At 63.3% G+C, this 17,496-nt stretch carries 14 protein-coding genes; 4 read left to right on the top strand and 10 right to left on the bottom strand.

What is annotated here, in order from left to right:
• Positions 1–2: 2 nt before the first annotated feature.
• From BRA1417_RS0130715 to BRA1417_RS0130745, 7 genes are all read right to left on the bottom strand, one after another.
• Positions 3–1,502 (bottom strand): tripartite tricarboxylate transporter permease, encoded by a 1,500-nt coding sequence (locus tag BRA1417_RS0130715; RefSeq protein WP_027519066.1) that lies wholly within the window; start codon positions 1,500–1,502, stop codon positions 3–5.
• 11 nt (positions 1,503–1,513) lie between these two features.
• A complete protein-coding gene (locus tag BRA1417_RS0130720; protein ID WP_027519067.1) occupies positions 1,514–2,056 on the bottom strand; it encodes a tripartite tricarboxylate transporter TctB family protein in 543 nt (180 codons plus the stop codon).
• A 174-nt stretch (positions 2,057–2,230) separates the two neighbouring features.
• Positions 2,231–3,217, bottom strand: coding sequence for a tripartite tricarboxylate transporter substrate binding protein (locus tag BRA1417_RS0130725; protein ID WP_027519068.1), 987 nt, complete (start codon positions 3,215–3,217; stop codon positions 2,231–2,233).
• Positions 3,218–3,358: 141 nt separating this feature from the next.
• Positions 3,359–4,156, bottom strand: a complete 798-nt coding sequence (locus BRA1417_RS0130730) for an enoyl-CoA hydratase/isomerase family protein (protein WP_027519069.1) — start codon at positions 4,154–4,156, stop codon at positions 3,359–3,361.
• Between the two features lie 44 nt (positions 4,157–4,200).
• Positions 4,201–5,400: an alanine--glyoxylate aminotransferase family protein gene (locus BRA1417_RS0130735; protein WP_027519070.1), complete on the bottom strand. Its 1,200-nt coding sequence runs from the start codon at positions 5,398–5,400 to the stop codon at positions 4,201–4,203.
• 114 nt (positions 5,401–5,514) lie between these two features.
• Complete coding sequence (locus BRA1417_RS0130740; RefSeq protein WP_027519071.1) at positions 5,515–6,798, bottom strand: MFS transporter; 1,284 nt, start codon at positions 6,796–6,798, stop codon at positions 5,515–5,517.
• A gap of 58 nt (positions 6,799–6,856) precedes the next feature.
• On the bottom strand, positions 6,857–8,059 hold the full coding sequence (locus BRA1417_RS0130745; protein WP_027519072.1) for an alanine--glyoxylate aminotransferase family protein: 1,203 nt from the start codon (positions 8,057–8,059) through the stop codon (positions 6,857–6,859).
• A 133-nt stretch (positions 8,060–8,192) separates the two neighbouring features.
• Between BRA1417_RS0130745 and BRA1417_RS0130750 the strand changes: the two genes are divergently transcribed.
• The 3 genes from BRA1417_RS0130750 (at position 8,193) to BRA1417_RS0130760 (ending at position 12,435) form a co-directional block, all read left to right on the top strand.
• A complete protein-coding gene (locus BRA1417_RS0130750; protein ID WP_035968905.1) occupies positions 8,193–8,930 on the top strand; it encodes a GntR family transcriptional regulator in 738 nt (245 codons plus the stop codon).
• Between the two features lie 105 nt (positions 8,931–9,035).
• The gene (locus tag BRA1417_RS0130755) at positions 9,036–12,014 is read left to right on the top strand and encodes an FAD-binding and (Fe-S)-binding domain-containing protein (protein ID WP_027519074.1); all 2,979 of its coding nucleotides are present in this window, start codon (positions 9,036–9,038) and stop codon (positions 12,012–12,014) included.
• The gene (locus tag BRA1417_RS0130760; protein WP_027519075.1) at positions 12,007–12,435 is read left to right on the top strand and encodes a heme-binding protein; all 429 of its coding nucleotides are present in this window, start codon (positions 12,007–12,009) and stop codon (positions 12,433–12,435) included. Before BRA1417_RS0130755 ends, BRA1417_RS0130760 begins: the two co-directional genes overlap by 8 nt.
• 500 nt (positions 12,436–12,935) lie before the next feature.
• Here the strand turns inward: BRA1417_RS0130760 and BRA1417_RS41070 are convergent, their stop codons facing one another.
• From BRA1417_RS41070 to leuC, 3 genes are read right to left on the bottom strand one after another with little or no spacing between them, the layout of a single operon-like run.
• Positions 12,936–14,258, bottom strand: coding sequence for a 2-hydroxycarboxylate transporter family protein (locus BRA1417_RS41070; RefSeq protein WP_035968908.1), 1,323 nt, complete (start codon positions 14,256–14,258; stop codon positions 12,936–12,938).
• A 52-nt stretch (positions 14,259–14,310) separates the two neighbouring features.
• On the bottom strand, positions 14,311–14,934 hold the full coding sequence (gene leuD, locus BRA1417_RS0130770) for a 3-isopropylmalate dehydratase small subunit (protein WP_027519076.1): 624 nt from the start codon (positions 14,932–14,934) through the stop codon (positions 14,311–14,313).
• Complete coding sequence (gene leuC, locus BRA1417_RS0130775; protein WP_027519077.1) at positions 14,931–16,355, bottom strand: 3-isopropylmalate dehydratase large subunit; 1,425 nt, start codon at positions 16,353–16,355, stop codon at positions 14,931–14,933. The genes leuD and leuC overlap by 4 nt, the downstream gene beginning before the upstream one ends.
• A 123-nt stretch (positions 16,356–16,478) precedes the next feature.
• Here leuC and BRA1417_RS41075 point away from each other — a divergent pair, with 123 nt between their 5' ends.
• Entirely contained in the window at positions 16,479–17,459 is a 981-nt protein-coding gene (locus BRA1417_RS41075) for a LysR family transcriptional regulator (protein WP_063628395.1), read from the top strand.
• The last annotated feature ends 37 nt before the right edge of the window (positions 17,460–17,496 follow it).

Genomic DNA, 17,496 nt, shown 5'->3' on the forward strand with positions numbered 1-17,496 from the left:
TTCTATCGCCTCCTCGATTGTAGATGTCCGAGGAGACGATCGAGTACCGGCCAAAACAGCAGCACGATCGCCAAGGTCGTGATCGAGCCGACCAGGCCGTTCGACCAGAACACCTTGAGGTCGCCGCCGGCCCCGATCATCGACAGTCGGAAGGCATCCTCCGCCCGGTTGCCGAGTACGAGCGCCAGCGTGAACGGAGCGAGCGGAATGCCGATCTTCTTGAAGACGTAGCCGACGACGCCGAAGCCGAGCATCAGCCAGATGTCGAACATCGCGTTCTGGATCGCATAGGCGCCGATCGCGCATGACACCACGATCATCGGCGCCACCGCGGCGAACGGCACGCGCAGGATCGAGGCGAAGATCGGCACCGTCGTCAGCACCAGCACAAGGCCGACGACATTGCCGAGATACATCGAGGCAATCAGGCCCCAGACGAAATCCTTGTGCTCGACGAACAGCAGCGGTCCGGGATTGAGCCCCCACACCATCAACCCGCCGAGCAGGATCGCGGCGGTGCCGGAGCCGGGAATGCCGAGCGCCAGCATCGGCAGCAGCGCCGCGGTGCCGGAGGCATGCGCCGCCGTCTCCGGCGCGAACACGCCCTCGATGCGGCCCTTACCGAAGCTCTCGGTGTCCTTGGAGAAACGCTTTGCCAGGTTGTAGCCCATGAAAGAGGCCGCGATCGCGCCGCCCGGGGTAATGCCGAGCCAGCAGCCGATGAAGGAGGAGCGCAGCAGCGTCACCCAGTATTTCGGCAGGTCCTTCCACACACTCAGCACGACGCGCAACGAAATGCTCGCCGCGTGTCCGCGCAGCGCCAGGCGCTCCTCCATCGTCAGCAGGATCTCGCTGATGCCGAACAGGCCGATGACGGCGACGAGGAAGTTGATGCCGCGCAAAAGCTCGGACGAGCCGAAGGTCATGCGCAGATTGCCTGACACCGTGTCCATGCCGATGCCGGCGAGCAACAGCCCCAGCGACATCGAGATGAGGGTCTTGTGCTTGGCCTCGCGCCCGAGACCGACGAAGGAGCAGAAGGTCAGCAGATACACCGCGAAGAACTCGGGCGGGCCGAATTTCAACGCAAAGGACGAGATCATCGGGGCGAGGAAGGTGATCAGGAGCACCGCGACCAGCGAGCCTATGAAAGAGGACGTGAACGCAGCCGTCAGCGCCTCTGCCGCCCTGCCCTGCTGCGCCATCGGATAGCCGTCGAAAGTGGTCGCGACCGACCAGGCCTCGCCCGGGATGTTGAACAGGATCGAGGTGATCGCGCCGCCGAACAGCGCGCCCCAATAGATGCAGGACAGCATCACGATCGCCGAGGTCGGGTCCATCGTGAAGGTGAGCGGCAGCAGGATCGCGACGCCGTTGGGTCCGCCGAGTCCGGGCAAGACGCCGACGAAGATGCCGAGCACCAGCCCGACCATCATCAGCACGAGCGTCTTCCACGTCAGCAGGACCGCAAAGCCGTGAAGCAAGAGACCGAAAGCTTCCATCGCGGGCCCGCCTAGTAGCCGAAGGCCGCTTCGAGCGGCCCTTTCGGCATGATGACGTCGAAGGCGATGTCGAAGGTAACGAACATGATCGCCGTGAATACGACAGCGGTGAGCAACGACTTCCACAGCGCGATCTTGCCGACGAGACGCATGAAGCTGGCGATCAGCAGGAAGCTCGCGACATAGAGGCCGAGAAACTGCGTCGCCAGGCAGAACAGCAGCGTCGGCACGAACACCGCCATCACGCGGCGGGCTTGCGCGCGCGTGACGAAGGTTTCGGGTGCCGCGCGGTGCGCGACCAGCGCCACGATCAGGCCGTAGAGGCTGGCACCACCGAGAATGACAGAGAGATAGAACGGGAAATAGCCGGGCTCCGGCCCGGTCGAATCCCAGGAGGCGCCGGTGCGCCAATTGTCGTAGCCGAGCGTGGCGGCCAGCGCGAGCAACAGCAGACAGACGAATATCTCGATCGTGCCGGAGGAGACGACGGAAGGCGAGTCGTCTTCGGGCGCGGTCGGATCGTCGACGACGATTTCAAGATCGGTTTGGGGCATAAACGAACAACAATCGCTGTGGCCAATCCCCTCTCCCGTCCACGGGGAGAGGGTTAGGGTGAGGGAAGTCTCCACGAGGACGGCGATAGACGGACTCGCGGAGAGTCCCCCTCACCCGCATCGCTTCTTCGATGCGATGCGACCTCTCCCCGCAAGCGGGGCGAGATGAAGCAATCACTTCGCGACAAACCCGGCTTCCGTCATCAGCGACTTGTTGACTGCATCGTCCTCCTCGAGGAACTGCACCATGTCCTTCCCGGTGAGGAAGATCGGCTTCAGCGCCTGCTTTTCCATGTAGTCCTTGTATTCCGCGGTCTGCGTCACCTTGTGGAACAGCTCGACATAGAACGCCTGCTGTTCCGCCGTGACCTTGCCGGGCAGGAACATCGCGCGCAGCATCAGATACTGGACGTCGACGCCCTCCTCCTTGCAGGTCGGGATGTCGGCCCAGGACTGCGTCTCCGTCACCTTGCTGGTGTAGGAGATTCGCTCCTTGTCAAACACGCAGAGCGGACGCACCTGGCCCGCGCGCCAGACCTCAAGATTCTCGGATGGATTGTTGACGTTGGATTCGGTGTGGTTGCCGACCAGCTGGGTCGCGGCCTCGCCGCCGGACTTGTAGGGCAGATAGGAGAATTTTGCGCCGGTCTTCTGCTCGAGGAACACGGTCAGCACGTGATCCTCGCGCTTGGAGCCGGTGCCGCCCATCTTGAACGGCGCGCTCGCCCCCTTCGCGGCCGCGACGAACTCCTTCACCGTCCTGGGGCCTGTGCTGTTGTCCCACAGCACGAACTGGTCGAGTGCGATCACCGAAACCGGGGTCAGCTCACGCCAGTTGAACGGGATCTTCGCCGACAGCGGCAGCATGTAGATCAGCGAATAGGCGATCAGCACCTTGTTGGGGTCACCCTCGCTGGACTTCATGTACATCAGCGCTTCCGCGCCGGAAGCCCCGCCCTTGAGCGAGACCACGATCGGCTGCTTCATCAGATTGTTCTTCTGGATGGCGGCCTGCATCATCCGCGCCATCTGGTCGGAGGCGCCGCCCGCGCCCGCCGCGACCACGATCTCGACCGGTTTGGTCGGCTCCCAGCCGGCAAACGCCGGCGTGCTCAACGATAGCGCCGCTGCGACGCCAACAGCTTTCACTAGAATTCGCACCGTTTCGTCCCCTGGTTATTGTTGGCTTTGTATTTGCCAGGAATTTATCGACGCATTGTGCGGACTAATGCGAGCGAGTTCAAGCAGGCGGGCATGCCGCTGCCTATGACTTTCGGCTGACGAAGCCAAGCCGGAGCCGCGCTACTTGCCCTTCCAGTTCGGCGTGCGCTTGTTGAGGAAGGCGTCCATTCCCTCGCGGAAATCTTCGCTCATATAGGCCTTGAGGATCAGATCCTCGCCCTCTTCGCGCGACAGCGTGCGGCGGATGCGGCGCACCGCCTCCTTGGTCGCTTCAAGCGTCAACGGGGCGTGGCTCGCCACCAGCCTGGCGGTCTCGTCGGCGCGGCGCTGCAGCGTCTCGACGTCGGGAACGATCTCGTTGAGGAGGCCGAGGGCCAGTGCTTCCGGTGCCTCGACGAGGCGCGCCTTGAAGATCAGATCCTTGGTGCGGGCGGGGCCGACCAGCGAGACGACGCGGCTGATGTTCGACATCGACAGGCAGTTGCCGAGCGTGCGCGCGATCGGAAACCCGATGCGCGTCGTTTCAGTCCCGATGCGGAGGTCGCAGCACGCCGCAATTCCGGCGCCACCGCCGGTGCAGGCCCCCGCGATCGCCGCGATCACGGGCACGCGGCACTGCTCCAGCGTGCCGAGCACGCGATCGATGCGGGCCTCATAGTCGAGCGCATCCTGCGCGGTTTTGAACGCACGAAACTGAGAAATGTCGGTGCCGGAGGCAAACGCCTTGTCGCCGGCGCCGGTCAGGATCAGCGCCTTGATCGAGCGGTCGGCGTTGATTTCCTGGCAGATCTCCGCCATGCGCTCGTACATGGCGAAGGTCAGTGCGTTGCGCGCCTGCGGGCGGTTGAAGGTGATCCGCGCGATGCCGTCGGTGACGGAGTAGAGCAGGTCTTCGTTGGCGGTCGTCGGTGCGTTCATCGCGCGCTCTCTTTTCTCTAGGTTAGTTCAGGCAACCTGGACCTTCAGGCAACCTGAGCTTTGGTCATCGGCACCGCGTCGCGTCCCTTCAGGACGTCCATGGCCGCCAACACGCCACCGCTCCGGTGCGGGATCTTTGCAAGATCGAGGCCCATCTCGACGCCGGCGAGCGTGCCCATCAGCATCAAATCGTTAAAATGGCCGATATGGCCGATGCGGAACACCTTGCCCTTGACCTTGTTCAGGCCGGTGCCGAGCGACATGTCGAAGTTTTCCAGCACCACCTTGCGGAAGGCGTCGGCATCGTGGCCATCAGGCACGCGCACGCCTGTGAGCGCCGGCGAATGCGCGGCAGGATCGGCGCACTGCGTCTCCAGGCCCCAGACCTTGATCGCGGCACGGGTCGCCGCGCTGTGGCGCTTGTGGCGGGTCCAGACGTTCTCGAGCCCCTCCTCTTCCAGCATCTTGATCGCCTCGCGCAGGCCGTAGAGCAAATTGGTGGCCGGCGTATAGGGGAAGGTGCCGAGCTTGTTGAAGCCGATGACCTCCTGCCAGTCCCAATAGGAGCGCATGCCGGGGTTGGCCTTCGCCACCGCGAGCGCCTTCTCCGAGACGGCGTTGAAGCCGAGGCCGGGCGGCAGCATCAGGCCCTTCTGCGAGCCGGCGACCGAGACGTCGATGCCCCAGGCATCGTGCTCGTACTCCATCGAGCCGAGGCCGGAGATGGTGTCGACCATCAGCAGCGCGGGGTGCTCGACCCGGTCGAGCAGCTTGCGCACCTCCAGCGGCGGCGTCACGCAGCCGGTCGAGGTCTCGTTGTGGACGACACAGACCGCCTTGATCGTGTGCTGCTTGTCGGCGGCAAGGCGCTTCTCGATCTCGGCGAGATCGGCGCCATGGCGCCAGTCGCTCGGGATGAAGTCGACGTCGAGCTTGAACTTATCGGCGATGCCGCGCCACAGCACGGCGAACTGGCCGGTCTCGCACATCAGGACCTTGTCGCCGGGTGCGAGCACGTTGACCATCGCAGCTTCCCAGGCGCCGGTGCCGGACGAGGGGAAGATGATCACGGGCTGCTTGGTGCGGAACACCCGCTGCATTCCGGCGAGGACGGCGAAACCGAGCTCGGCGAACTCCGGACCGCGATGGTCCAGCGTCGGCATGTCCATCGCCCGCAGCACCCGGTCGGGCACGTTGGTCGGTCCTGGAATCTGGAGAAAATGCCTTCCAGTATGCACGGTCATCGGCGTCCTTCCCGGTCTTGCCTTGATTTTGATGGCCGCCGAATAGCACCATTTGACCGGCTTGTCCCCTCTCCTAAAGGCGCCTCCCATGCATAACCGGCGGGCGGCCACCCCCTACTCCGCGGCCAGCACCTTACCAGACGGCAGGCCGCTTTCGGCCTCCGTGAACGGGCGCTCCGGATGCATCAGGAAGGCGGAAAAGCCGCCGAGCAGCAGCAGACCCATCGACATCAGGAACGGCAGGTACCAATTGCCGGTCGCGTCGATGACGAAGCCCGCGACCAGCGGAGATACGATGGCGGCAAAGGCCGAGCCGGTGTTCATGAGTCCCGAGGCGGTCCCGGAATGTTTCGGGGCGATGTCCATCGGGATCGACCACATCGGGCCGATCACCAGCTCGGCGCAGAAGAAGCCGGCCGACAGGCACAGCGCGACGATCGTGATGTCGTGGACGAACAGGATCGGAAACAGCGAGAGCAGCGCCCCGGCAAATCCCGTAACGGTGACGCTCAGCCGCGCCAGGCGGACATTGCCGGTGCGGTCGAGGATCTTGTCCGAGAGCACGCCCCCGACGCTATCGCCGATCACGCCGGCAAAGAACACGCCGGAAGCGAACAGCGCCGAATTCTTGATGTCGAGATTGTAGTTGTTCTTGAAGAACAGCGGCAGCCAGTTGAGATAGAGCCACAAGCACCAGCCGTAGCAAAAATAGGTCAGCGTCACCGGCCACATTCGCCTCAACAGCGGGCCCCATGGCACCTGCGGCCGCTCGCGGGTCGGGCGCGGCGGCAGTGCGGCGAGCTCGGCCTCGGTAATGGAGGCGTGCTCCTTCGGCTCGTTGCGGAAGTACCAGACCCAGACGACGCCCCAGACGAGACTGACGAAGCCGAGCGCGACGAACGCGCCGCGCCAGGTCAGCCACAGGATCAGCAGCGCCACCACCGGCGGCGTTACCGCATTGCCGAGCCGGGCGAAGGAATGGGTCAGCCCTTGCGCAAAACCGCGGCGGTTCGCGGGCGTCCAGTATTGCATCGCACGCGTCGCGGTCGGAAAGGTCGCGCCCTCACCGAAGCCGAGCGCAAAACGGGCGATGAACAGCGCGGCGAGGCCATGTACAAAGCCGGTCGAGATGGTCGCTACCGCCCAGATCATGCCGCACCAGAACAGCGTCTTGCGCGGCCCGAAGCGATCGCCGACCCAGCCCCCGATCACCTGGAACAGCAGATAGGGATAGGCGAAGGCGGAGAAGACGAGGCCGAGCTGGGTGTTCGACAGACCGAGCTCCTTCTGGATCTCGCTCGCCGCGGTGCCGATGTTCACCCGGTCGACACAGGTGATGAAGTACATCGCGCAGAGCATCGCCAGCACGACATGCGTGGCCTTGAACCGAATTTTCATCTCCACCCCTCCGTGTTTATCTTTTTTAGTGGTTGTCGCCCGCGTGTCCCCGCGCGGTTTAAGTGCCGACCACTTTCAGATGCGGCGACGCGTTGCGCTGCGGGCGCTGCTCCAGCAGCTTCATCGCAGCGTCGACGCCACCGGAGCGGTGCGGCACGCCCGCGACCGACAAGCCCATCTCCACGCCGGTGAGCGCGCCGAGCAGCGTCAGCGCATTGCATTCGCCGAGATGGCCGATGCGGAAGACTTTGCCGGCGACCTTCGACAGGCCCGAGCCGAGCGACATGTTGTAATTGTCCAACACGATCTTGCGGAACTGATCGGCGTCATGCCCCGGCGGCATCAGCACTGCCGTGAGCACCGGCGAAAATTCCGACGGCTCCTGGCAGAGGATCTCGAGGCCCCAATGATTGACGGCAGCACGGGTCGCGGCAGCCAGCCGCTGATGCCGCGCGAAAACGTCGTCGAGCCCCTCTTCGAGCAGCATCGCGATCGCCTCGCGCAAGCCGTAGAGCAGATTGGTCGCCGGCGTGTAGGGGAAGAAGCCGTTTGCATTGGGCTTGAGCATCTCCTCCCAGTCGAAATAGGAGCGCGGCATCCTGTTGGTCTTCGCCGCAGCGCGCGCCTTCTCAGAGATCGCGTTGAAGCCGAGGCCGGGCGGCAGCATGAAACCTTTTTGCGAGCAGCTGACGCTGACATCGACCTTCCATTCGTCGTGGCGGTAGTCGACCGAGCCGAGCGAGGAGATGGTGTCCACCATCAGCAGCGCCGGATGGCCGGTGCGATCGATCGCGGCGCGAATCTCGGCGATGCGGCTGGTCGCCCCGGTCGAGGTCTCGTTGTGCACGACCATCACGGCCTTGATCGCGCGCGCGGTGTCGTCAGTGAGTCTCGCCTCGATCACGGCCGGATCGGCGCCGCGGCGCCAGTCGCCAGGAACGAAATCGACCTCGATGCCGAACCGTCCCGCCATTTGACGCCAAAGGGTGGCGAAATGGCCGGTCTCGACCATCAGCACCTTGTCGCCCGGCGACAGCGTGTTGACGATCGCGGCCTCCCAGGCGCCGGTGCCCGACGAGGGGAAGATCACCACCGGGCCGGCGGTCTGGAAGATTTTCTGGCTGCCTTCGAGCACGGCGCGGCCAAGCTCGCCGAATTCCGCGCTCCGGTGGTCGATGACAGGCATGTCCATGGCGCGCAGGACGCGCTCGGGGACCGGGCTCGGGCCCGGAATCTGAAGGAAATGGCGTCCCTGATGCATGAAAACCTCCCTGTCGGCGGATTTTAGCCGGCTCTGGAGCCTATTTTGCATTCATTTTTTGTACTTTCAACAGATTTTTGGTATTCGATTGTGGACATCGACGCGACCAAACAGGCAAACTACTGTGCTGCAAATGAAATCCACGATTCCCGACACCGGGGTTCCGATTGCCCCGCCCGCCGCAAATGGCGGCGACCGCCAAGAGGCCTCGCTTCACGGCGAGATCCTGCTGCGGCTGCGCGACTACGTGGTTGAGGGCAACATTCCCGACGGCGCGCGCGTTCCCGAACGGCAGCTCTGCGAGATGTTCGGCATCTCCCGCACGCCGCTGCGCGAGGCCTTGAAAGTGCTCGCCGCCGAGGGCCTGATCGAGCTGCTCCCCAACCGCGGCGCACGGGTCCGCCAGCTCAGCCAGCGCGACCTCGAGGAGCTGTTCGACGTGATGGCGGGGCTGGAGAGCCTTGCCGGGCGCCTGGCCTGCGAAGCCATTACGGATGCGGAAATCACCGCGATCGAGCAGCTGCACTACGAGATGTACGGCCACTATCTGCATCGCGACATGCACGGCTATTTCCAGACCAACCAGCGCATCCACGAAAGCATCGTCGCGGCCGCGCGCAGCGAGACGCTGAAGACCGCCTACGCCAACTTTGCAGGCCGCATCCGCCGCGTCCGCTACTCCGCCAATTTCGCCCGCAAGCGGCAGCGCTGGGCGGAAGCGATGCGAGAGCACGAGGCCATCCTCGATGCGCTGCGCCGCCGTGCCGCGAGCGAGCTCAGCGACATCCTGTTCCAACACCTGCGCAACAAGCGGACGGCCGCGCTCGAGCACCTGACCGAGCCCCAAGCGGACGCTCCGGCCTCCCCTTGAGGATAGCCGGCTTGCTCATTTTGAATTCATAATATAATCGATGAGAAACAAGAATGAATACTCCAGCCCGGCCGTGCGCCTCGCTGGATCAGTCCGGGACCAGGGATGACAAACGCCTCCTCGCTCGAACGGCGCCTGCGCGCGGAAATGACCGGCGACGTCCTGTTCGATCGCTTCAGCCGCGGCCGTTACGCCACCGACGCCTCGTTCTATCAGATCGTGCCCGCGGGCGTGGTTGTGCCCAGGACCATGGACGAGGCCTTGCGGGCGCTGGCGATCGCCCGGGACGACGGACGGAAGGTCACCCCGCGCGGCGGTGGCACCTCGCAATGCGGCCAGACCGTCAATGACGGCCTCCTGGTCGATCTCTCGAAGCACCTGAACCGGATCCTGTCACTCGACGTCGAAGGACGCACCTGCGTGGTCGAGCCGGGCATCGTGCTCGACGACCTCAACCGCCAGCTGAAGAAACACGGCCTCTGGTTTCCGGTCGACGTCTCCACGGCCTCGCGCGCCACCATCGGCGGCATGGCCGGCAACAATTCCTGCGGCGGGCGTAGCCTGCGCTACGGCACCATGCGCGACAACACGCTGTCGATGGAGGCCGCGCTTGCCGATGGCACGCTGAGCCGCTTCGGCGAGGTGTCGCGCGATCTTTCCGATCTCGATGCGAACGACAGCGCCCGCGCCCTGTTCCGCGATATGCTCGATCTCGGCGCCCGCGAGGCCGGGGAGATCGCCGCACGCTTTCCTAAAGTGCAGCGCCGTGTCGGTGGCTACAATCTCGATGCGCTGGTGCCGCGCAATGCACGCAACAACATGGCGCATCTGCTGGTGGGCTCCGAGGGAACGCTTGCCTTCACCACCAAGGTCGAGCTGAAGCTGTGGCCTGTGATCCGCAACAAGGCGCTCGGCATCTGTCATTTCGGCAGTTTTTACGAGGCGATGGACGCGGCCCAGCATCTGGTCAAGCTCAAGCCGATCGCGGTCGAGCTGGTCGACCGCACCATGCTGGCACTCGGCCGCGACATCGCGATGTTCCGGCCGATCATCTCCGCCGCGATCAAGGGTGATCCGGATGCGGTGCTCGTGGTCGAGTTCGCCGAGGAGGATCAGGCGGACAACCTCGTGCGCCTTAAGCAGCTCGGCGAGCTGATGGGCGATCTCGGCTTCGGCTGGAACAACGACAAGCGCAAATGGGGCGGCGTGGTGGACATCACCGAGCCCGCGCTCCAGAGCGGGATCGCCGATTTCCGCGCCGCCGGCCTCAACGTCATGATGTCGATGAAGCAGGAGGGCAAGCCGGTCTCCTTCGTCGAGGACTGCGCCGTGCCGCTGCCGCATCTCGCCGACTACACCGCGCGGCTGAGCGAGGTGTTCGCCAAGCACGGCACCAGCGGCACGATGTATGCTCACGCCTCCGAAGGCTGCCTGCATGTGCGGCCGGTGCTGAATTTGAAGCTGGAGAAGGACGTCAAGGCGATGCGGTCCATCGCCGAGGAAGCCTTCGAACTGGTGCGCGAATACAAGGGCTCGCATTCCGGCGAGCATGGCGACGGCCTGGTGCGCTCCGAATTCCACGAAACGATGTTTGGCGAGCGTCTCGTCGTCGACTTCCGGGAGGTGAAGCAGCGCTTTGATCCCGAGGGCGTGCTCAACCCCGGCAAGATCGTCGACGCACCGAAGATGGACGATCGTTCGCTATTCCGCTTCAAGCCTGAGTATCGCGTCGCTGAGCTCAAGACAAAACTCGACTGGTCCGCTTATCCCGGGGCCGGCGGCGGCTTTCAGGGCGCGGTCGAGATGTGCAACAACAACGGCGCCTGCCGCAAGCTCGAGGGCGGCGTGATGTGTCCGTCCTACCGCGCGACGCGCAACGAGAAGGACGTGACGCGGGGTCGCGCCAACACGCTGCGGCTCGCGATCTCCGGTCAGCTCGGCGCGGGCGCACTTTCTTCCGACGAGATGATGGAGACGCTAAAGCTCTGCGTGTCCTGCAAGGCCTGCCGCCACGAATGCCCAACCGGCGTCGACATGGCCAAGATGAAGATCGAGGTGCTCGCCGCGCGCGCGGCTTCGCATGGCCTGACCTTGCGCGACCGGCTGGTCGGCTACCTCCCGCGCTATGCCGGCCTCGCATCGCGCTTTGCGCCCCTGGCGAATTGGCGCAACCGCAGCCCGCTGCTGCGAAAGCTGTTAGAGCGCTTTGCCGGCATCAGCGCGCGGCGGGCGCTCCCCGCGTTCCGCAGCGACGTGTTCGTGCCGCCGGCCGAGTCGGTCGGGCTGGAAGCGGGCCGCGAGGTCGTGCTATTCGCCGACACCTTCAACCGCATTTATGAGCGCGAAAACCTCGAGGCGGCCCTGCGCGTACTTGCGGCCGGTGGCTATCGCGTGCATTTGCCGAAACCCGCAAGCGGTAGCCGTCCGCTGTGCTGCGGCCGCACCTTCCTGTCCGCCGGTCTCGTCGACGAAGCCAGGTCCGAACTCGATCGTCTCGTCGCCGCATTCGCGCCCTTCGCCACGCGCGGCGTCCCGATCGTCGGGCTCGAGCCGAGCTGTCTTTTGACCCTGCGCGACGAGCTCGCCTCGCTGCGCAAGGACGACGACGCCAAGGCCGTCGGCGCCCATGCGCTGACCTTCGAGGAATTCCTGGCGCGCGAGGCCGAGGCGGGCCGGCTGCAATTGCCTCTCGGCGCGATCGCCGACAAAGCCCTGGTGCACGGCCATTGCCATCAAAAATCCTTCGGCGCGTTCAAGCCGGTCGAGCAGGTGCTGCGCCTCATCCCTCGCCTTGAGGTCGAGACCATCGAGTCGAGCTGCTGCGGCATGGCCGGCGCCTTCGGTTATGGCGCAGACACCTACGATGCCTCGATCGAGATGGCGGAGCTGTCGCTATTGCCCGCCGTGCGGCGCGCGGACCAGAAGACAGTCGTCGTCGCCGACGGCACCTCCTGCCGGCACCAGATCCACGACGGCGCCCAGCGCGAAGCCCTTCACGTAGCGCGCGTGCTGGCGCTGAGCCTCGATCGTGCGAAGACCCAATCCACAACCCCTCCCATTGCAAAGGAAACCAGCCATGGCTGACCTCACCCTCGACACCGCTCGCAAGATCCTCGACGCCGCCTTCGCGAAATCCGCGGAGCTGAAGCTGAAGCCGCTGGTCGTCACCATCCTGGACGCCCGCGGGGTGCTCAAGATCGCCGCGGCGCAGGACGGCACCAGCCTGATGCGCGCCGAGATCGCGCACGGCAAGGCCTACGGCGCGCTCGCATTGGGCATGGGCTCACGCGCCCTCTTCCAGCGCGCGCAGGAGCAGGCCTATTTCATCGACGCCGTGAACACCATGGCCAAGGGCGCGCTGGTGCCGGTGCCCGGCGGCGTGCTGATCATGGACGGCACGACGCTGCTCGGCGCCGTCGGCGTCTCCGGCGACACCTCCGACAATGACGAGGCGTGCGCCTTGGCCGGCATCCAGGCCGCGGGGTTGAAGGCCAACGCGGGATAGCGATCGTTCACGCACCAGGAGCCCCACGCTCGCCAAGACCTTTGGGGGCACGCCGGCTAGGAATGCTGGTCGAGGGTTCGTGTTCCTAGACTGTTACGGGCTTAACCCGAGACAGATTATCCCAGCATTTCCACTGCAATGTTGAGAGGGAAACGAAGGCATGTGCGGAAGAGAAATCAATCGGCACTACATCTGTTCACGGGCGTTCCGCGTTTGCTTTCCTGCCGGGCCGATGAAGAGGCTCGTAAGGTTTCCACGCTGAACGAGAAACTTGGGCCGCTGGTTATCGCCTCATCTGTACTTTCGACCTTCGTATGGGAAAGCAGTTCGCGGCATTGTTTTCCTAAGTGCGACAATGATGCACTCACGTAGAAACCTGCAAGTAACGGCTCCTTGGCTCCGGGCATGATGGACTAGCTATGACCCGACCGCGAGCCGACCAGCAGAAAAGCGGCGGCGCTCAGCGTGGTATGCCGAGCGCCGCCAGTCACAGGGAGAGGTCAGAACATCCACTTCATCAATAGTGTCGCCACAACGATCATGATTGCTCCTCCGACACGTGTGGCAATCTGAGCGAATGCCATCAGGTTCATTCGATCGGCTGCGCCGAGGATCGCGACATCTCCAGTGCCGCCAAGTCCGGAATGGCACGCGGTCACGATCGCCGCCTCCACCGGGTACATGTTCAACCATTTGCCGACGAAGAAGCCAGACAAGATCATCGTCAGAACGGTCGCCGTGCAAATCCCGATATATCCGGGATTGAACGATGCGATGAGCTGTTGCCAAGAGACGAGTAGCGTTCCCATCGCGACCAAGATTGCGAACGTCAGGTTTGTCGACATGAACTTGTTGATTTGATAGGCGCCAAGTTCCATCTCGTTCGGCAATATCCGGGTCAGCTTCAGGACAATGGCAGCAATAATCATCATGATCGGCCCAGGGATGCCCGCGTAGGGGGCCAAAATGACGCCAAAAACAAACAAGCCGCACGACAACACGATACCCGCGCCGAGCAGAGAGAGATCGATTGGACGATCCGGCTGCGCCTCGCCGAGAAGGTCGTCGTCCCCGATCTTGACCAGCGTTCCTCGACCACTAAGATCACGGCGTTTCTCACCGAGCCGTGCTAACAACCCGGCACTGACAATCGCAACAACGTTTCCGAGCAGCGCCGCCGGCACCATTTGCGCGACCAGTTCGGATTGCTGCCGCTGCAATATTTCTGAATACGCGATGGAAAGGGGCAACACACCTTCAGCGAGGCCGCCGCCGATGATCGGGATTATGATGAAAAAGAACGTGTCCTTCGGGCTGTGACCGAACAGTAATCCGACAGCAATGCCAGCGGAAACCGCCGCAACTGTGCCGACCGAAAGCGGGACGAACATTCGAATAAAGCCCTGAATCAACACGCGATGAGGCATCCCGAGGATCGAGCCTGCGACGAGGCAAGCGATAAAGAAGTACTGAAAATTGGCCGTGCGGAAAGTTGTCGTGATGGCTTTCAAGGCGGCGTCCGGTATCAGGCCGTAATTGACCAGAGCCGACGGGATGAAAAGGCAAAGGATTGCGGTGCCGCCAATCTGCTTCAGGACGGGGATCGTTCGCCCCAGCTTGCCCAGCAAAAACCCGAGCAGCATCAGAACCGAGAGTCCCCCGATCACGTCGTTTGGCAATTTTCCGTTGTAAACTGCCACCCCCGAGACAAATACCGCAGCCAGATAGATCCCGATCGGCAGCGGGCCGATGCTGATCGCGGCAATTCCTTTGAGCGCCGATTGTTCCGCCGTGTCCGCCACGCGATATGTGGTGTCAGCCAAGAATTCCTCCTTTACTTACGATCATTGGTCACCCGCATGAGAGTCCGCGACCTCAGATGCCATCCCGGTCAAACATCCAAGGATTTGCCGCGCGATGCCGAGCTTCGAAGGAGCGGATGTCGTGGGCGAATAGCAGTGTGGAGCCGACGAAGTCGCGGCCCGTCAAAAACGCTTCCTTCTTCGCCTGCTCGATATCGAAGGTGATACTGCGGGCACCCCGATCGAGTTGGATCGATTGTTGCGCGAGATCGATCGAGAGACCGTTGCAAGCGGCCTCGCTGACGATGGAGGCGAGTTCATTCGCAAGTATCTCTTCGACACTGATCGTCAGAAGCCCGTTGTTGTCGCAGTTGTCGTTGAAAATGCCCGCAAAGCTAGTGCCGATCAGGGCGCGAATGCCGAGTTGCTGCAGCCCCCAGACCGCATGCTCCCGACTTGACCCGCAACCGAAGTTCGGGCCAACGACCAGGAAGCGCGCCCCGCGGTAGCCCTCCCGGTTCAGGATAAAATCTGGATTGGGTTTTCCCTCCCTGAAGCGAAGCAGGTTGAAAGCGCCCTCGCCAAGCCCGCTGCGGTCGATGCGCTTGAGAAACATCTTTGGCATGATCACGTCGGTGTCGATGTTTGGCGCCATCATCGGCGCGGCCGCGCCCGTGACGCGATCGAACGGGATCATCGGCGCGGCTCCCCAAGCAGCCGGCGTACATCGGTGATGCGTCCGGTCACCGCCGCGGCGGCGACCATGGCGGGGCTCATCAGGTGGGTTCGCACCCCCGGCCCCTGACGGCCTTCGAAGTTGCGATTGGTGGATGAAGCGCAGCGTTCATCCGGCTTCAGCACATCGTCATTCATCGCGAGGCACATAGAGCAGCCGGACTGCCGCCACTCGACACCGGCGTCGGTGAACACCTTTGCAATCCCTTCCGCCTCGGCCTGTGCCCTGACCTGCGTGGAGCCGGGAACCACGATGGCGCGGACGCCATGCGCGACGTGACGGCCCCTGAAAATCTCGGCGGCATCCCGAAGATCTTCGATCCGCGAATTCGTGCATGATCCGATGAACGCGAAATCGATCGCGACGGACTGTATGGGAGTCCCGGGCGTCAGGCCCATGTAGTGAAGCGCGCGTACTGCCGCCGCCTTGCGGCCAGGTGAGCCCTGGCCCCCGGGATCGGGGACATTGTCGGTTACCGCAATCGCCTGATCCGGGCTGGTGCCCCATGTCACCAATGGCGACACATCGGCGACGTCGAGCGCTACCTCGCGATCGAACCGGGCGTCCGGGTCGGAGCCTAGGTTCAACCAGCACTTTGCGGCGCGCTTCCACATTTCGCCCTTCGGAGAACGCGGGCGGTCCCGCAAATACTCCAGCACCTTCCAGTCAGGGGCGATCACGACGCCCCGCGCCCCCGCTTCCACAATCATAATACACAGCACGATCCGCCCCTCGACGCTCATGTCTGACGCAGCAGGACCACTGAATTCCACCGCATAGCCCGTGGCGCCGTCCGCGCCGATACGGCGGACGATGTCCATCACGATATCCTTTGGGGTTACCCCGAGCGGCGCGTGTCCGGTCAACGCGATCCGCATGGTCTTGAGACGGCGATAGCGGACCGTGGAGGTCGCAAGATAGTGCTCGATATCCGAGGTTCCGATGCCGTAGCCGAGCGCGCCGAATGCGCCGTACGCCGTACTGTGGCTGTCGCCGGCGGCGACTACCATGCCCGGCATCACCAAGCCCTGCTCGGGCGCAACCACATGCTCGATGCCCTGGCGCGGATCGAGAATGTCGAAATACTCAATGCCGAAATCCCTGGCATTGTCCGCGAAGAATTTGACTTGTCGTGCTGCGTCGTGGTCTGCAATGTCACGGGTACGGTGCTCGGCGGTTGGATTGACATGATCCACGACCATCAGCGCCGCAGACGGCTTCCAGACCTTGCGTCCTGCTGCGCGCAATCCGGCAAATGCCTGCGGACTGGTGTATTCGTTGAGCACCGTACGGTCTACGTAAAGCAGCACGAGGCCAGAATCGTCGAGCTTCCGCACCACGTGCGCATCGACCAGCTTGTCGTAGAGCGTACGCGCGGTCATCGCAGCTTTCTCCTTTACCTCTTTTCGGACCGTGCCGCGCGCAATACTGGAAATCCAATGCCGGGATCTGATATCATTATGCATGACGTGCATAAGCGCGCCCGATTGGCCGGGAGTTAGTCCATGGAGATAAATTTGCTGCACGACTTCATCGCGGTCGCCGCCACGCGCAGCTTTTCGCGTGCGGCCGAGCAGAGAAATTCCTCCCAGCCGGCCCTGAGCCGCCGGATCCAAACGCTTGAATTGTGGACTGGAACGCCACTGTTCGACCGAACCACGCACACCGTCAGTCTGACCTCGGCCGGCGAGGTTTTCCTGCAGACCGCCGAGGATATTTTGCGCCGGCTTGCCGCCGGGCGCCTCGAAGCCCAGGAGCGGGCCCGCGGCGCTTCGGACGTCCTGAAGTTTGCGTCAACCAATGCGCTGTCGCTGACGTTTTTTCCGGATTGGCTCCGCCGTGTCGAAACCAAGCTTTCGTTCGTGCCGAATGTGCAGCTTGTCGCCAACCACATGGATGCCTGCGAACGAACGCTCCTCGCGGGCGAGGCCCATTTTCTGCTTTGTCACCATCACCCATCCGCCGCGACCGCATTGATGCCGTCGCATTTCCGCTCGCTTCATGTCGGTAACGACCGCTTGATCCCCGCTTCGGTGCCGCTATCGGGGCGAAGCCGGAAACCCCGCTTCAAGCTTCCGGGGACGGAAAATGCGCCGGTGCAGTTTCTCAGCTTCCGTCCGGAATCAGGTATGGGAAAGATTCTCGAAGCGGTCCTTGCGACCTCGCCTATGAAGGCGCATCTGCGCACCACGTTTACTTCGCATTTGGCCAAGCTACTGGTGACAATGGTGCAGGCCGGCCGAGGCATGGCATGGTTGCCCGAAAGCTTGATCGCCGATCAGCTTGCCTCGGGTGACCTAGTCGCGGCAGGCGGCCAGGAATGGCATATCCCAATCGAGATCCACGTCTTTAGACCTAAGTTTCGCCTGGCGCAGGCCCCCGAGTCATTCTGGCAACATGTCCTGAAGACTTTGGACCATGGCGGAGCCACGCCAGTACGCACTCGCACCTCGGGCACCCGGCGCAATAGCAAGACACCGATTTAGTGCCAGAGGACACGGCCCATTTTTGTGGCGCCTGATT

It is taken from the genome of Bradyrhizobium sp. WSM1417, from assembly GCF_000515415.1.
Lineage (GTDB): Bacteria > Pseudomonadota > Alphaproteobacteria > Rhizobiales > Xanthobacteraceae > Bradyrhizobium.

Excerpts from the sequence above, each read along its gene's own strand:
- BRA1417_RS0130715 (WP_027519066.1), bottom strand. The coding sequence starts at position 1,502 with ATGGAAGCTTTCGGTCTCTTGCTTCACGGCTTTGCGGTCCTGCTGACG.
- BRA1417_RS0130720 (WP_027519067.1), bottom strand. The coding sequence starts at position 2,056 with ATGCCCCAAACCGATCTTGAAATCGTCGTCGACGATCCGACCGCGCCC.
- BRA1417_RS0130730 (WP_027519069.1), bottom strand. The coding sequence starts at position 4,156 with ATGAACGCACCGACGACCGCCAACGAAGACCTGCTCTACTCCGTCACC.
- BRA1417_RS0130735 (WP_027519070.1), bottom strand. The coding sequence starts at position 5,400 with ATGACCGTGCATACTGGAAGGCATTTTCTCCAGATTCCAGGACCGACC.
- BRA1417_RS0130740 (WP_027519071.1), bottom strand. The coding sequence starts at position 6,798 with ATGAAAATTCGGTTCAAGGCCACGCATGTCGTGCTGGCGATGCTCTGC.
- BRA1417_RS0130745 (WP_027519072.1), bottom strand. The coding sequence starts at position 8,059 with ATGCATCAGGGACGCCATTTCCTTCAGATTCCGGGCCCGAGCCCGGTC.
- BRA1417_RS0130750 (WP_035968905.1), top strand. The coding sequence starts at position 8,193 with ATGAAATCCACGATTCCCGACACCGGGGTTCCGATTGCCCCGCCCGCC.
- BRA1417_RS0130755 (WP_027519074.1), top strand. The coding sequence starts at position 9,036 with ATGACAAACGCCTCCTCGCTCGAACGGCGCCTGCGCGCGGAAATGACC.
- BRA1417_RS0130760 (WP_027519075.1), top strand. The coding sequence starts at position 12,007 with ATGGCTGACCTCACCCTCGACACCGCTCGCAAGATCCTCGACGCCGCC.
- leuD (WP_027519076.1), bottom strand. The coding sequence starts at position 14,934 with ATGATCCCGTTCGATCGCGTCACGGGCGCGGCCGCGCCGATGATGGCG.
- leuC (WP_027519077.1), bottom strand. The coding sequence starts at position 16,355 with ATGACCGCGCGTACGCTCTACGACAAGCTGGTCGATGCGCACGTGGTG.
- BRA1417_RS41075 (WP_063628395.1), top strand. The coding sequence starts at position 16,479 with ATGGAGATAAATTTGCTGCACGACTTCATCGCGGTCGCCGCCACGCGC.